10 protein-coding genes and 1 pseudogene are annotated in these 13,640 nt (G+C 71.9%); 3 read left to right on the forward strand and 8 right to left on the reverse strand.

The window, feature by feature from the left end; translation table 11 throughout:
- Positions 1 to 166: 166 nt before the first annotated feature.
- Positions 167 to 259 (forward strand): annotated as a pseudogene (locus tag AB0M95_RS29005) (DNA polymerase ligase N-terminal domain-containing protein); the annotation flags it as partial.
- Positions 260 to 289: 30 nt separating this feature from the next.
- Here AB0M95_RS29005 and AB0M95_RS29010 read toward each other — a convergent pair.
- Positions 290 to 1,126 carry an NAD(P)H-binding protein gene (locus tag AB0M95_RS29010; RefSeq protein ID WP_363771100.1) on the reverse strand — a complete coding sequence of 279 codons (837 nt, stop codon included), beginning with the start codon at positions 1,124 to 1,126 and terminating at the stop codon, positions 290 to 292.
- A 457-nt stretch (positions 1,127 to 1,583) separates the two neighbouring features.
- Here AB0M95_RS29010 and glnII point away from each other — a divergent pair, with 457 nt between their 5' ends.
- Complete coding sequence (gene glnII / locus AB0M95_RS29015; protein WP_363771102.1) at positions 1,584 to 2,597, forward strand: glutamine synthetase; 1,014 nt, start codon at positions 1,584 to 1,586, stop codon at positions 2,595 to 2,597.
- A gap of 223 nt (positions 2,598 to 2,820) precedes the next feature.
- On the opposite strand, the gene AB0M95_RS29020 is transcribed toward glnII, so the two are convergent.
- The 7 genes from AB0M95_RS29020 to dnaK all read right to left on the reverse strand — a co-directional run bounded on the left by AB0M95_RS29020 (position 2,821) and on the right by dnaK (position 11,076).
- On the reverse strand, positions 2,821 to 3,495 hold the full coding sequence (locus AB0M95_RS29020; RefSeq protein ID WP_363771105.1) for an ATP-dependent Clp protease proteolytic subunit: 675 nt from the start codon (positions 3,493 to 3,495) through the stop codon (positions 2,821 to 2,823).
- Positions 3,496 to 3,541: 46 nt separating this feature from the next.
- Entirely contained in the window at positions 3,542 to 4,123 is a 582-nt protein-coding gene (locus AB0M95_RS29025; protein ID WP_358517304.1) for an ATP-dependent Clp protease proteolytic subunit, read from the reverse strand.
- A gap of 318 nt (positions 4,124 to 4,441) precedes the next feature.
- Entirely contained in the window at positions 4,442 to 7,060 is a 2,619-nt protein-coding gene (gene clpB, locus AB0M95_RS29030; RefSeq protein ID WP_363771108.1) for an ATP-dependent chaperone ClpB, read from the reverse strand.
- Positions 7,042 to 7,362 (reverse strand): chaperone modulator CbpM, encoded by a 321-nt coding sequence (locus tag AB0M95_RS29035; RefSeq protein WP_358516790.1) that lies wholly within the window; start codon positions 7,360 to 7,362, stop codon positions 7,042 to 7,044. Before AB0M95_RS29035 ends, clpB begins: the two co-directional genes overlap by 19 nt.
- Before the next feature lie 47 nt (positions 7,363 to 7,409).
- A complete protein-coding gene (locus AB0M95_RS29040) occupies positions 7,410 to 8,441 on the reverse strand; it encodes a DnaJ C-terminal domain-containing protein (protein WP_363771111.1) in 1,032 nt (343 codons plus the stop codon).
- Positions 8,442 to 8,451: 10 nt separating this feature from the next.
- Entirely contained in the window at positions 8,452 to 9,084 is a 633-nt protein-coding gene (locus AB0M95_RS29045) for a nucleotide exchange factor GrpE (protein WP_363771113.1), read from the reverse strand.
- 102 nt (positions 9,085 to 9,186) lie between these two features.
- Positions 9,187 to 11,076 carry a molecular chaperone DnaK gene (gene dnaK, locus AB0M95_RS29050; RefSeq protein WP_363771115.1) on the reverse strand — a complete coding sequence of 630 codons (1,890 nt, stop codon included), beginning with the start codon at positions 11,074 to 11,076 and terminating at the stop codon, positions 9,187 to 9,189.
- Between the two features lie 231 nt (positions 11,077 to 11,307).
- Between dnaK and AB0M95_RS29055 the strand changes: the two genes are divergently transcribed.
- Positions 11,308 to 13,638, forward strand: a complete 2,331-nt coding sequence (locus AB0M95_RS29055; RefSeq protein WP_363771118.1) for an AAA family ATPase — start codon at positions 11,308 to 11,310, stop codon at positions 13,636 to 13,638.
- The last annotated feature ends 2 nt before the right edge of the window (positions 13,639 to 13,640 follow it).

A 13,640-nucleotide genomic window follows, 5' to 3' on the forward strand; every position in this document is an offset into this window, starting at 1 on the left:
AGCATCGACTGCGGCCAGATGGCGCCTGCGGCCAGACGCACCATAGCCGATCTTCGTTACAACCGGTGAGCCGTTCGGTCGAACCCGCGCGAACATCACGCCCGAGAGTACGCCCGTACCCGTACCCGGGCCCGGGCCGCTCCTGCGGGGCCGCGACGACCCGTTCGTGGTCCAGGAGCACCACGCGCGCCGCCTGCACTGGGACTTCCGGCTGGAGCGCGACGGCGTGCTCGTCTCCTGGGCGATCCCGAAGGGCCTCCCGCTCGACTGGACGACCCCCGGGGCGGGGTTAGCGGAAGGCGTTCGCGTGGGTCTGGGCCCACTCGGCGTAGGTGCGGGCGGGGTGGCCGGTCACCTGTTGGACGGTGCCGGTTACCAGGGCCTCGCCGCCGACCAACTTGGCGAACATGTTGAGGAACGTGTCGACGATCTCCGCGGGGGTGTGCTTGATCATGCGCTCCCGCGCGACCTCCGCGGGCAGCTCTTCCAGGCGCAGCGGCCGGCCGAGGGCCTCGCCCATGATGCGGACCTGGTCGGTCTGGGTGAGCTGCTCGGGGCCGGTGAGGGTGTATTTCGCGCCGTTGTGGCCGTCCTCGGTCAGCGCCCGTACGCCCACGGCGGCGATGTCGGCCTCGTCGATCGGCGCGGTGACCGCCCCGGGAAAGGGGACGCGTACCACGTCACCGGCCTTGGCCTGCTCCGCCCATTGGTAGGAGTTGGCCGCGAAGGCACCCGGGCGCAGGAACGTCCATTCCAGGCCCGACCTGGCCACAGCGTCCTCGATGACGGCGTGGAAGGCGGCGATCGGGTTGGACTGCACCTCGGCGTCGTCGTCCACGGCCATGGAGGAGAGGAGCACCACCCTGCGGACGCCGGCGTCCTTGGCGGCCTTGAGGAACGCGGGCGCACTGCCGGGCACGGGGAACAGGAACACGGCGGTCGCCCCGTCGAGGGCCGCCGGGAGCGTCTCGGGCCGCGTGAGGTCGCCGGCCGCGACCTCCACGCCGCCGGGCAGGCGCGCGGTCCCGGGGTCGCGGGTGAGGGCGCGGACGTCGTGCCCGGCCGCGAGAAGCTGGTCGACGACCTCGCGGCCGACGTTGCCCGTGGCTCCGGTGACCAGGATCATGAGCTTCCTCCAGACACGTACCGAACGGCGAAAGATCGAGAGGCGGCACGGAGAACCACCGCCCCGGGCGCACGTGCGAGCTTCCGTGCTGTTCGCCCGATGTTCCGGGCGCAAGCGTCCATGCCGTGAACGTGGCCCGATCTCGACCTGGCTGACCAGGAACTTCTGGCCATGATCCTCAGACTAGGCGACGGCGGGCCGGAGCGGCGGCACGGTCATCCCTTTCCAGATTTCGAGCTTGATGGCTCCTGCGGCCGGGAACACCCAGGCGGGGTACCTGACCAGGGACGATGTGTGACGGAAGACACCCTGGACCGCGACCGATTTCACACGGCGTTTATAAACGGGCAACAGCCTTGAAACGGCTAATTGGCAACGTCGGCGTTGCGAGGAAGCGCGGAGAGTTCGTCGAGTCCCGCTCCATCACGCCACTGTCCGCCTTGCCGAAGGGATCGAAGTGACCTACAGGGCCGAGTACATCTGGATCGACGGCACCGAGCCGACCGCACGCCTTCGTTCCAAGACGAAGATCCTTGCCGACGGCGCGGAACTGCCCATCTGGGGCTTCGACGGGTCGAGCACCAACCAGGCCCCCGGCAAGAACTCCGACTGCGTCCTCAAGCCGGTCTTCACCTGCCCCGACCCGATCCGTGGCGGTGACGACGTCCTCGTGCTGTGCGAGGTGCTGCTCACCGACATGACCCCGCACAAGAGCAACACGCGGGCGCAGCTCGCCCCCGTCGCCGAGCAGTTCGCCGACCAGGACTCCTGGTTCGGCATCGAGCAGGAGTACACCTTCTTCAAGGAGGGCCGCCCGCTCGGCTTCCCGGTCGGTGGTTTCCCCGCCCCGCAGGGCTTCTACTACTGCGGCGTCGGCGCCGACGAGGTGTACGGCCGCGACATCGTCGAGGCGCACCTCGACGCCTGCCTGGAGGCCGGCCTCGCCATCTCCGGCATCAACGCCGAGGTCATGCCCGGCCAGTGGGAGTTCCAGGTCGGCCCGGGCGGGCCGCTGGAGGTCTCCGACCAGCTCTGGGTCGCCCGCTGGCTGCTCTACCGCATCGCCGAGGAATTCGACGTGTCCGCCACGCTCGACCCCAAGCCGGTGAAGGGCGACTGGAACGGCGCGGGCGCGCACACCAACTTCTCCACCGCGGCGATGCGCTCGGGCTACGACGCGATCATCACCGCCTGCGAGGCGCTGGGTGGGAAGGCCGCCGAGCACATCGCCGGGTACGGCGCGGGCATCGAGCACCGCCTCACCGGCATGCACGAGACCGCCCCGTGGAGCGAGTACAGCTACGGCGTGGCCGACCGCGGCGCGTCGGTCCGCATCCCGTGGCAGGTCGAGATCGACAAGCACGGCTACATCGAGGACCGCCGCCCGAACGCCAACTGCGACCCGTACGTGGTGACCCGCCTGATCGTGGACACCTGCTGCGCGGCCCTGGAGAAGGCCGGCCAGGTCTGACGTGACGAGAAGGCCGGCCAGGTCCGTCTGACGTGACCGGGCCGGCGATCGAATCGACGACCGGACCATCCGACGGTCGGCGACTCGGGACCACACGAAGGCGCCTGTCCCCCGGATCATCTGGGGGCGGGCGCCTTCGGCGTGTTGTCAGCGCATCACGGTGATCGGCCCGTCAGCGAGCTACGGCAGGCGCAGCGTAAGCGCCCGACGGTGTGGCGAACAGTCAGCGCACCACCGTGGGCGGACCCGCCGCCACGCGCTTCCGGGGGAAGAACACCTCGTCGATCAGGCCGTACTCTTTGGCCTCCTCGGCGGTGAGGATCTTGTCGCGGTCGATGTCGCGGCGCAAGACGTGGGCCGGTTTGTCGGAGTGGCGGGCCACGAGCTCCTCCAGCAGGGCGCGCATGCGCAGGATCTCGCGGGCCGCGATCTCCATGTCGCTCGACTGCCCGTACGTGCCCTGCATCGCGGGCTGGTGGAGCAGGACGCGCGCCTGCGGCAGCGCGAAACGCTTGCCGGGCGCGCCCGCCGCCAGCAGCACGGCCGCGGCCGACGCCGCCTGGCCGATGCAGACGGTCTGGACGTCGGGACTGACGAACTGCATCGTGTCGTAGATCGCCGTCATGGCGGTGAACGAGCCGCCCGGCGAGTTGATGTAGATGCTGATGTCGCGGTCCGGGTCGAGCGACTCCAGCGTGAGGAGCTGGGCCATGACGTCGTTGGCCGAGGTGTCGTCGATCTGCACCCCGAGGAAGATGATGCGGTCCTCGAAGAGCTTGTTGTACGGGCTCATCTCCTTGACGCCGTACGTCGTGCGCTCGGTGAAGGACGGCAGGACGTACCGGCCGTGGATCGGCGCCACTTCGCCGGGGAAGCCGGGTATTGTCGAATCGCTCATGATCGCCTCCGTTCGCGGGGTTCTGGGGTCGCCACCGGTCCGGGGATCATGCCGGGGACGGCGAGGAGACCGGGCCTTCGGATGGCACGAGCCTGGCGCTCGGCACGACGTGGTCGACCAGCCCGTAGTCCTTGGCCTCGTAGGCGGTGAACCAGCGGTCGCGGTCGGAGTCGGACTCGATCTGCTCGACGGTCTGCCCCGTGTGGAAGGCGGTGCGCTCGGCAAGGGTCTTCTTGGTGTGGAGCATCTGCTCGGCCTGGATCTTGATGTCGGCCGCGGTGCCGCCGATGCCGCCGAGCGGCTGGTGCATCATGATGCGGGCGTGCGGCAGCGCGTACCGCTTGCCATGGGTGCCCGCGCTCAGCAGGAACTGGCCCATCGAGGCGGCGAGACCCATCGCCACCGTCGAGACTTCGTTCGGGATGTATTGCATCAGGTCGTAAATCGCCAGCCCCGCCGACACCGAGCCGCCCGGGGAGTTGATGTAAAGGAAAATCTCACGCTCGGAGTCCTCGGCGGAGAGCAGGAGGAGCTCGCCGCAGATGCGGTTGGCGATCTCGTCGTCGACCTCCTGGCCGAGGAAGATGATGCGCTCGCGCAGCAGGCGCTGACTCAGCGGGTCCATCATCGGCTGCTGCACCTGGACGGGGTGCGAGCCGGTCTCGAAGGTGGTCGTGAACGGGTCACGGGAAGAACGCCTCGGGGTCACCGTTGGTCACCTGCTCCCAGAGATTAGTCGCCTGGTAATGACGGGCTTTTACGCGCGCCATAAGGTGACTTAACGCTGCCAGATATCCGACCGGGCGGACACCTTTTTCACTGAGGGCACATTTCCGGGACACCGATTACGCTCTGGACGAATTTCGCTGAGAACGAATCCACGACATTCCCCCAGCACCCGGGCGCGCACGCGCTGGTTCGGCCCCGGCATCGGTGATCACCTGCCTCACTCCGAGGGGTTCTCGTAGCCGATGCCGAGGTGGCCATCGGCGACGTCCACGTGGATCAGGGCGCCGTCGCGGACGTCCCCGGCGATCAGGGCCCTGCCGACGCGGGTCTCGACCTCGCGGGCGATGAAGCGGCGCAGCGGCCGGGCGCCGTAGACGGGGTCGAAGCCCTGCTCGGCGATGAACCGCAGCGCGGCCTCGGTGACGTCCAGGGTCATCCGCCGGTCGGCCAGCCGCGCCCTGATGTCGTCGAACATGAGCGAGACGATCTTCTCGATCTCCGGCTCGGTCAGCGGCTTGAACAGCACGGTGTCGTCGACGCGGTTGAGGAACTCGGGACGGAACCGCGTGCGCAGCTCGGCCATGACCAGGTCGCGGGCCTGCGGCTCGATCTCGCCCGTGTGCGTCACGCCGTCGATCAGGTAGTGCGACCCGATGTTCGACGTCATGATGATCACGGTGTTGCGGAAGTCCACCGTACGGCCCTGGGCGTCGGTCAGCCGCCCGTCGTCCAGCACCTGGAGCAGGGTGTTGAAGACGTCCGAGTGCGCCTTCTCGATCTCGTCGAACAGCACGACCGAGTACGGCTTGCGCCGCACGGCCTCGGTGAGCTGGCCGCCCTCCTCGTACCCGACATAGCCGGGAGGGGCTCCGACGAGCCTGCTGACCGTGTGCCGCTCCTGGTACTCGCTCATGTCGACGCGGACCATGTTCTCCTCGCTGTCGAACAGCGCCTCGGCGAGGGCCCTGGCCAGCTCGGTCTTCCCCACCCCCGTCGGGCCGAGGAAGATGAACGAGCCGATCGGCCGGCGCGGGTCCTTGATGCCCGACCGGGCGCGGATGATCGCGTCGGCCACCGCGTCGACCGCCTCGTCCTGGCCGATGACCCGCTGGTGCAGGACCTCGTCGAGTTTGAGCAGCTTCTCGCGCTCGCCCTCCTTCAGGCGGGTGATCGGGATGCCGGTCCAGCGGGACACGATGCCCGCGATCTCGTCCTCGGTGACGACCTCGCGCAGCAGCCGGTGCCCGCCCTGCTTGGACTGAAGCTGCTCCTCGGCGACGGCGAGCTTGTGCCGGAGCTCCGGGAGCCTGCCGTGCGTGAGCTCGGCGGCCCGGTTGAGGTCGTACATGCGCTCGGCCCGCTCCGCCTCGCGCCGCACGGTCTCGATCTCCTGGCGGAGCTGCTGCACCTTCTTCAGGGCGTGCCGCTCGGCCTCCCACTGCGCGCGCATGGCGTCCGCCTCGGCCCGCAGGTCGGCCAGCTCGCGGCGCAGCGCCTCCAGCCGCCGCCCGCTCGCCGGGTCGTCCTCCTTGGAGAGCGCGGCCTCCTCGATCTCCAGGCGCGTCACGCGGCGAGTGAGCTCGTCCAGCTCGGCGGGCATCGAGTCGATCTCGGTGCGCAGCATCGCGCAGGCCTCGTCGACCAGGTCGATCGCCTTGTCAGGGAGGAACCGGTCGGTGATGTACCGGTGGCTCAGGACGACGGCGGCGACGATCGCACCGTCCTGGATCTTCACGCCGTGGAACACCTCGAACCGCTCGCGCAGCCCGCGCAGGATCGAGATGGCGTCCTCGACGGACGGCTCGTCCACGAAGACCGGCTGGAAGCGGCGTTCCAGGGCCGCGTCCTTCTCGACGTACCTGCGGTACTCGGCGACCGTGGTGGCACCGATCAGGTGCAGCTCACCCCGGGCCAGCATGGGCTTGAGCATGTTCCCGGCGTCCATCGCGCCCTCGGCCGCGCCCGCGCCGACGACGTTGTGCACCTCGTCGACGAACAGCAGGATCCGTCCCTCGGACGCCTTGACCTCGGTAAGGACGGCCTTCAGCCGCTCCTCGAACTCGCCGCGGTACTTCGCGCCCGCGATCAGCGTGCCCATGTCGAGGCCGAAGATCGTCTTGTCCTTCAGCCCCTCGGGGACGTCGCCGCGGGCGATGCGCTGGGCGAGCCCCTCGACGATCGCCGTCTTGCCGACGCCGGGGTCGCCGATGAGCACGGGGTTGTTCTTGGACTTGCGGGACAGGATCTGCATCACCCGGCGGATCTCGGTGTCCCGCCCGATCACGGGGTCGAGCTTGCCCGCCCGCGCGTCCGCCACCAGGTCGCGGCCGTACTTCTCCAGCGCCTCGTAGGCGACCTCCGGGGTGGCCGAGGTGACGCGCTGGTTGCCGCGGATCCGGGTGAGCGCATCGAGCAGGCGGTCTCGCGTGAGCCCCTGGCCGTGCAGCAGGCGGCCCGCCGCCGTCTCCGGGCCCTCCTCCACGAGCGCCAGCAGCAGGTGCTCGACGGAGATGTACTCGTCCTTGAGCCGCCTGGCCTCGGCGTCCGCGGTGTCGAACAGCCGCGACAGGCGCCGGGTGACGTACACCTCGCCGGGCGAGGCGCCGGGGCCGCTGACGTGGGGGCGCCGCTCCAGCTCGGCGGCGAGCTCCAGGCGCAGCTTGTCGGGGTCGCCGCCCGTCGCCAGGATCAGCCGGGGGACGAGCCCCTCGGACTGGTCGAGCAGCGCCCGCAACAGGTGCTCGCCGTCGACCTCCGTGTGCCCGAAGCGTATGGCCTTGGTCTGCGCGTCGTGCAGGGCCTCTTGTGATTTCTGGGTCAGTCGGTTCGGGTCCACGATGTGACTCCCGTGGGTGGTGGGCGGTGCCGCAGGGCGTCCTCGAGCCGCTCGATGCGGTCGAGCAGGTCGAGGACGACGCCGAGCGACGCGTAGTTGAGCGCGAGCCCCGCGTGCAGGCGTTCGATCCTGCCGAGCTGGACGAGCTGGGAGGGCGGGAATCTCATGTCCGTCCCGGACGCGTCCACGGGATCGAGCAGCCCCAGCCGGACCAGCCGTCTCACCTGGTCGGGGTGGAGCCCGCCGGCCCGTGCGAACGCCTCCAGGCCGATGCCGGGCGCCCGGACGAGTGACGTCGCCATGTTCCCCACGTTCCCCTCCTCGCTCGGCCTCACGGGACCCGCCTCGCTCATGGCGTCCCCCTCCTCGGGTTGAAGGTGGACGCCCGCGCCAGCCGGTCGAACAGCTCCCGCTCCTCGCCGGTGAGGTGGGGCGGGACCATGACGCGGGCCTCGGCGTACAGGTCGCCGGGGGCGCCCTTCGGGTTGGGGAGGCCCCGGCCGCGCAGGCGCAGGCGGCGGCCGGTCGAGGTGCCCGGCGGCACCTTGACCTTGGCCTCACCTGCGGGGGTGTCGACGGCGACGGTCGCGCCGAGCGCCCCCTCCCACGGGGCGAGCGGCAGCGGGACGTAGACGTCGCGGCCCTCGACGCGGTAGCGGGGGTCGGAGAGGCGGACGATGAGGTACAGGTCGCCCGCCCGGCCGCCGTCGGTGCCGGTGCCGCCCTGGCCGGCCAGCCGGATCCGCTGGCCGTCGGTGACCCCGGCGGGGATCATGACCTGGAGCGTCTTCGGCCCGCCCGGGCCCTGGCCCTGTCGCGCATGGCCCTGTTGCGCATGGCCCTGTTGCGCATGGATCGTCAGCGAGCGGCGGCCTCCGTGATAGGCCTCGTCCACGGTGAGGGGCAGCTCGACCTCCTGGTCGGCTCCCGGGGTGGGCCCCCAGCGGCCGCCGTGTCTCCCGCCGCCGAACATGCCGCCGAGGAGGTCGCCCAGGCCGATGTCGATGCCCTCCCCGGAGCCGAAGCGGAAGCCCCGGCCCTGCCCGGCCGACGCGCGCCCGGCGCGGCCCCACGGCCCGCCGCCGAAGCCCGCTCCGGCTCCCGCGCGCGCCCGGGACCAGGCGCGGGGGTCGACGTCCTCGGGCACCGACCGCCAGTCGGGGCCGAACGCGTCGTAGCGGCGCCGCTTGTCGGGGTCGGAGAGCACGTCGTAGGCCTCGGAGACGTCCTTGAATTTCTCCTCGGCCGATGGGTCCTTGTTGACGTCGGGGTGGTAGGTGCGGGCGAGCTTGCGGTACGCGCGCTGGATCTCGTCCTGGTCGGCCGTCCTCGGCACCCCCAGGGCTTCGTAGTAATCGCTGTAGTAGTCGCGCGCGGCCATCGTCGCCGCCTCACTCCGGCGCGGTCGAGACGATCACCGCCGCCGGGCGGAGCTGCCGCTCGCCCTCCCCGTAGCCGGGGCGCACGGTCTCCATGACCGTCCCCGGGGGCAGCTCGTCGTTCTCGACCGTGCCCATGGCCTCGTGGAAGGCCGGGTCGAACGGCACCCCGACCTCGTCGTGACGCCGGAACCCGAGCCGGGCGAGGAGCCCGACGGCCTGGTCCCGCACCGCGCGCACGCCCTCGATGACGGCGGCGTTCACCAGGCGCGACTCCCCTGTGCCCCCCGTATCGCCCGCGTGCCGGAGAGCGAGGTCCAGGTTGTCGACGATCTGCAGCCAGTCCCGGGTGACGCGGTCGCGCTCGTCGATGCGGATGCGCTCGGCGTCCCTGGCGATGCGCTTGCGGAAGTTGTCCAGCTCGGCGGCGGACCTCAGCCAGCGGTCCTCCAGCTCGGCGAGCTTCGCCTCCATGTCCTCGACCGGCGACCCCACGGAGTTCTCGGAGGTCTCAGGGGGCTCGGTCTCGGAGGTCCGCGAGGTCCCGGCGCCGGACCCCGGCGGCTCCGGGGGCTCGACGGGCCCAGCGGGCTCGGCGGGTCCGGCCCGTGTCGCCCTGGGCGCCTCGTCGTGTTGATCAGCCATGTCAGCCCACGCCCGTCCAGTCGATGCGTGCCGGCGGCGCGACCCCTGCCTACGCACGCCCGATATTTGCTGATATAAGCCCTATGTCCGTTCAGCGGGCCCTCAATCGGATGTCGTGAACTCCGCGTCGATGACGTCGTCCTGCCCGCCGCCGGTCCCGCCCTGCCGCCGGCCCCCCGCGCCCGCGGTCTCGCCCCGCGGCGACACGGCGCTCAGCGAGTGGTAGATCTGCTGGAGCTCGGAGCTCAGGTCGCGCAGCCGCTGGGTCGGGGCCTCCTCCTTGATGGCCTGCCGCGCGTCGGCGACGAGCTGCTCGGCGCGGGCCTTCTCGTGCACGGGCACCGCGTCCCCCAGCTCGGTGAGCCTGCGCTCCACCTGGTAGGCCACCGAGTCCAGCTCGTTCCTCGCGTCGATCGCCTCGCGGTGCCGCTGATCCTCGCTGCGGTGCTCCTCCGCGTCGCGCACCATACGGTCGATCTCGCTCTTGTCCAGGTTGGAGCTCTCGCTGATGGTGATCCGCTGCTCGCCGCCGGTGTCCTTGTCCTTGGCGGTGACGTTGAGGATGCCGTTGGCGTCCACGTCGAAGGTGACCTCGACCTGCGGCACGCCCCGCGGCGCGGGCCGGATGTTCTCCAGCCGGAACCGCCCGAGCGCCCGGTTGTCGGCCGCCCGCCCCCGCTCGCCCTGCAGGACGACCACGTCCACGGCGCTCTGGTCGTCCTCGGCCGTGCTGAAGGTCTCGGTGCGGCGGGCCGGGATGGTGGTGTTGCGCTCCAGGACCTTGGTCATCACGCCGCCGAGCGTCTCGATGCCGAGCGACAGGGGCGTGACGTCGAGCAGCAGGACGTCCTTGACCTCGCCCTTGAGGACCCCGGCCTGGGTCGCGGCGCCGTCCGCCACGACCTCGTCCGGGTTGACGGTCATGTTCGGTTCCTTGCCGCCGGTGAGGCGGCGCACGATGTTCTGCACGGCCGGCATGCGGGTGGAGCCGCCGACCAGGATGATCTCGTCGAGGTCGTCGGCCGTCAGCTTGGCGTCCTCCATGGCCTGCTTCACCGGGCCCATGGTGCGTTCCACCAGATCGCGGGTGATCTCCTCGAACGTCGAGCGCATCAGGGTGGTGTTGAGGTGCTTCGGCCCGTTCGCGTCCGCCGTGATGAACGGCAGGCCGACCGTCGTCTGGGTCACCGACGACAGCTCCACCTTGGCCTTCTCGGCCGCCTCGAACAGCCGCTGGAGCGCCTGCGGGTCCCGGCGCAGGTCGATGCCCTCCTGGCGCTGGAACTCGTCGGCGAGGTGGTCCACAATGCGCCGGTCGAAGTCGTCGCCGCCGAGGTGGGTGTCGCCCGCGGTGGCCCGTACCTCGATCACGCCTTCCCCGATGTCGAGGACGCTGACGTCGAACGTCCCGCCGCCGAGGTCGAAGACCAGGACGGTCTCGCTGCCCTTCTTGTCCAGGCCGTAGGCGAGCGCCGCCGCCGTCGGCTCGTTGATGATCCGCATGACCTCCAGGCCGGCGATCTTCCCCGCGTCGCGGGTGGCGTGCCGCTGGGCGTCGTTGAAGTAGGCGGGGACGGTGATGACGGCCTCGGTGATCTTCTCGCCGAGGAACTTGGAGGCGTCCTGGACGAGCTTGCGCAGGATCAGCGCCGAGATCTCCTCCGGCGCGTACGGCTTGTCCCTGACCTTGAACCGGACGGCCCCCTCGGGCCCGGGCACCACGTCGAACGACACGGCGTTGATCTCGCTCTGCACCTCGTCGTAGCGGCGTCCGATGAAGCGCTTGACCGAGTAGATCGTGCCCTTGGGGTTGAGGATGGCCTGGCGGCGGGCGAGCTGGCCCACCAGGCGCTCGCCGGTTTCGGTGAAGGCCACCACCGACGGCGTGGTCCGCTGGCCCTCCGCGTTGGGTATGACGGCCGGCTGCCCGTCCTCCGTCGTCGCGATGACGGAGTTGGTCGTACCGAGATCGATTCCGACTGCCTTGGCCATTGCGCCCTCCCCATATGGCTCCCGCTGGCTTCCGCGACTTCCCCGGTCCCGTGACCCCCCGGTCGCGTGCACGCTGACGCGGCGGGGCCGCCCCGCGCGACCCCACGAACGCCCACATACGACATTGGTCGGCGAAACGACCGGGCACATCCTTCAACCTGGTAGGAAAGCCCAGCTCAGCCCATGTGTACGGTGGAGGAAAACGGACGGACCCCGCGAGCGGGGGGAGGCATGCGCGGACGCGATTCACGACCGCCTGGGCCCGAATGGCACACCGTCACCCGGCTGCTGACGGCGGCCCGGACGGGCAAGGGCGGCACGCTTCTGGTCGAGGGCGGGCCGGGAACGGGCAAGAGCGCCCTGCTCGCCGAGGCGGCCGCGCGGGCGTCCCGGGAGGGTTTCCTGGCGATCAGCGGCGGGGCCGAGCGGCTCGGCGAGTTCGTCCCTCTGGCGCCACTGCTCCGGGCCCTGGACGAGCCACCCGTCGGCGAGTTCCTCGACGACGAGGCGCCGGGCGACTGGCGCGACCCCCGGCTCCACCTGCTGGAACGGCTGCGGACGCGGCTGGAGAAGGCCGCGTCCACCCGGCCGGTGCTCGTCTGCCTGGACGACCTGCAGTGGGCAGGCCACGACACGCTCGCGGCGCTGCGGACGCTCCACTGGGAGCTGGCGCACGCGCCCTTGGTGTGGCTGCTCGCCCGGCGCACGGGCATCGCCGAGACCCCCGGCCCGCGGCCGGACGAGGACGCGCGGCGCCTGTTCGACGTGCTGGAACGGGACGGGGCGGCGCGCGCCGCGCTGGGGCCGCTGGACGAGGAGGCGGTGGCCGCGCTGACGTCCGACCTGCTCGGCGCGGCGCCGGACCCGGACGTGCTCGCGCTCGCCGCGAGCGCCGGGGGCAACCCGCACCTGCTCACCGAACTGCTGACCGGCCTGCGCGAGGAGGGCGCCGTCGAGGTCGCGTGCGGGCGCGCCCGGCTGCTGTCCGACCGGCCGCCCGAGCGGGTCCTCGCCGTCGCGCGCGCGATGCTCGACGGTCTCGGCCGCGAGACCCGGCTGCTCGTCGAGACGGCGGCCGTCCTCGGCCGCACGTTCCGCGCCGAGGACGCGGCCGAGCTGGCGGGGACGGACGCGGCGACGCTGCTGCCCGCGTTCGAGGAGGCGCTGGACGCGGGCGTCCTCACGGCCGCCGGCGACGAGCTGGAGTTCCGGCACGAGCTGATGTGGCGGGCGGTCGCCGAGGGGCTGCCCGCGCCTGTGCGCAACGCGCTGCGCCACCAGGCCGGGAGGGTCCTGCTCGGCCGGGGCGGCCCGGCGGTGTGGGCGGCCGGGGACGGGCGCGGCGAGGGCGTGGTCGCCGGGGCCATGGTGGTGCTGGCCGTGATCCGGTGGGAGTCGGGCCGTCTCGCCGAGGGGCTCCGGCTGGCCAGGGAGGCCGTGCGGCGGGCGGACAGGGGCCCGGCGCCCCGGACGCATCCGCGCCTGGCCCTGGCCTCGATGCTGGCCGACTCGCGCCTGCCCGACGAGGCGCGGGCGGTGGTCGAGGAGGCCGGCCGGGAGGCCGACGCGCTGGGACAGGTCGCGTGGGCGGCGGGTCCGGCCGCCGTACGGGCGCGCGTGGAGCTGGTCGCGGGCCGGTTGGACGGGGCCGCCGCGCAGGCCCGGGCCGCCCTCGACCTCGCCGACGGCCTCGGCAGGCGCCTGTTCGGCCCGCTCGCCGAATCCGTGCTCGCCACCGTGGCGCTGCGCCGGGGCGACGTGAGCGGGGCCTGCCGGCACGCCGAGGCGTCGCGGGAGCCGCCGGGCTCCGGGACGGTCACGCCCGCGTGGTGCGCGATCGTCGCCGCCCAGGCCACCGAGGCGCGTGACGGCCCGGTGGAGGCGGCCAAGCTCGTGGCGCACCTCTACTCCGGTGCCCGGGAGGCGCGCAGAGTGCTGGCCGGCGAGCCCGACGCCGCGTCCTGGCTGGTCAGGCTGGCCCTCGCCGCCGGGGACCGCGCGGGCGCCGAGGTGGTGACGGCCGCGTCCGAGAACCTCGCGGCCCGCAACCCCGGGTTCGCCGCCGCCGGCGCCGCGGCCCTGCACGCCCGCGGGCTGCTCGACCGCGACGCGGAGGCGCTACGGGCCGCCTGCGAGAGCGGCGGCGACCCGTGGGCGCGGGCGTCGGCGGCCGAGGACCTCGGGGTGGAGCTCGCCGGCCGGGACGACCGTCCGGGGGCCGTGCGCGCGCTGGAACGGGCGCTCGCCCGCTACGAGGAGGCCGAGGCGGTCAGGGACGCGGCGCGCGTGCGCCGCGGGCTGCGCGAGATGGGGGTGCGCCACCGGCACTGGGCGACCGCCGACCGGCCGGTGTCCGGCTGGGCGAGCCTGACCGACACCGAGCGCACGGTCGCGCTGCTGGTCACCGAGGGGTGGACGAACCGGCAGGTGGCCGACCAGATGTTCATCAGTGTGCACACTGTGGCGTTCCATCTGCGCCAGATCTTCCGCAAGCTGGGCGTCGGCTCCCGGGTCGAGCTGACCCGCCTGGCCCTGGAAGAGGGGCGCACCCTCGAACGCTAGGG

Source organism: Sphaerisporangium sp. NPDC051017 (assembly GCF_040683095.1).
Classification (GTDB): domain Bacteria; phylum Actinomycetota; class Actinomycetes; order Streptosporangiales; family Streptosporangiaceae; genus Sphaerisporangium.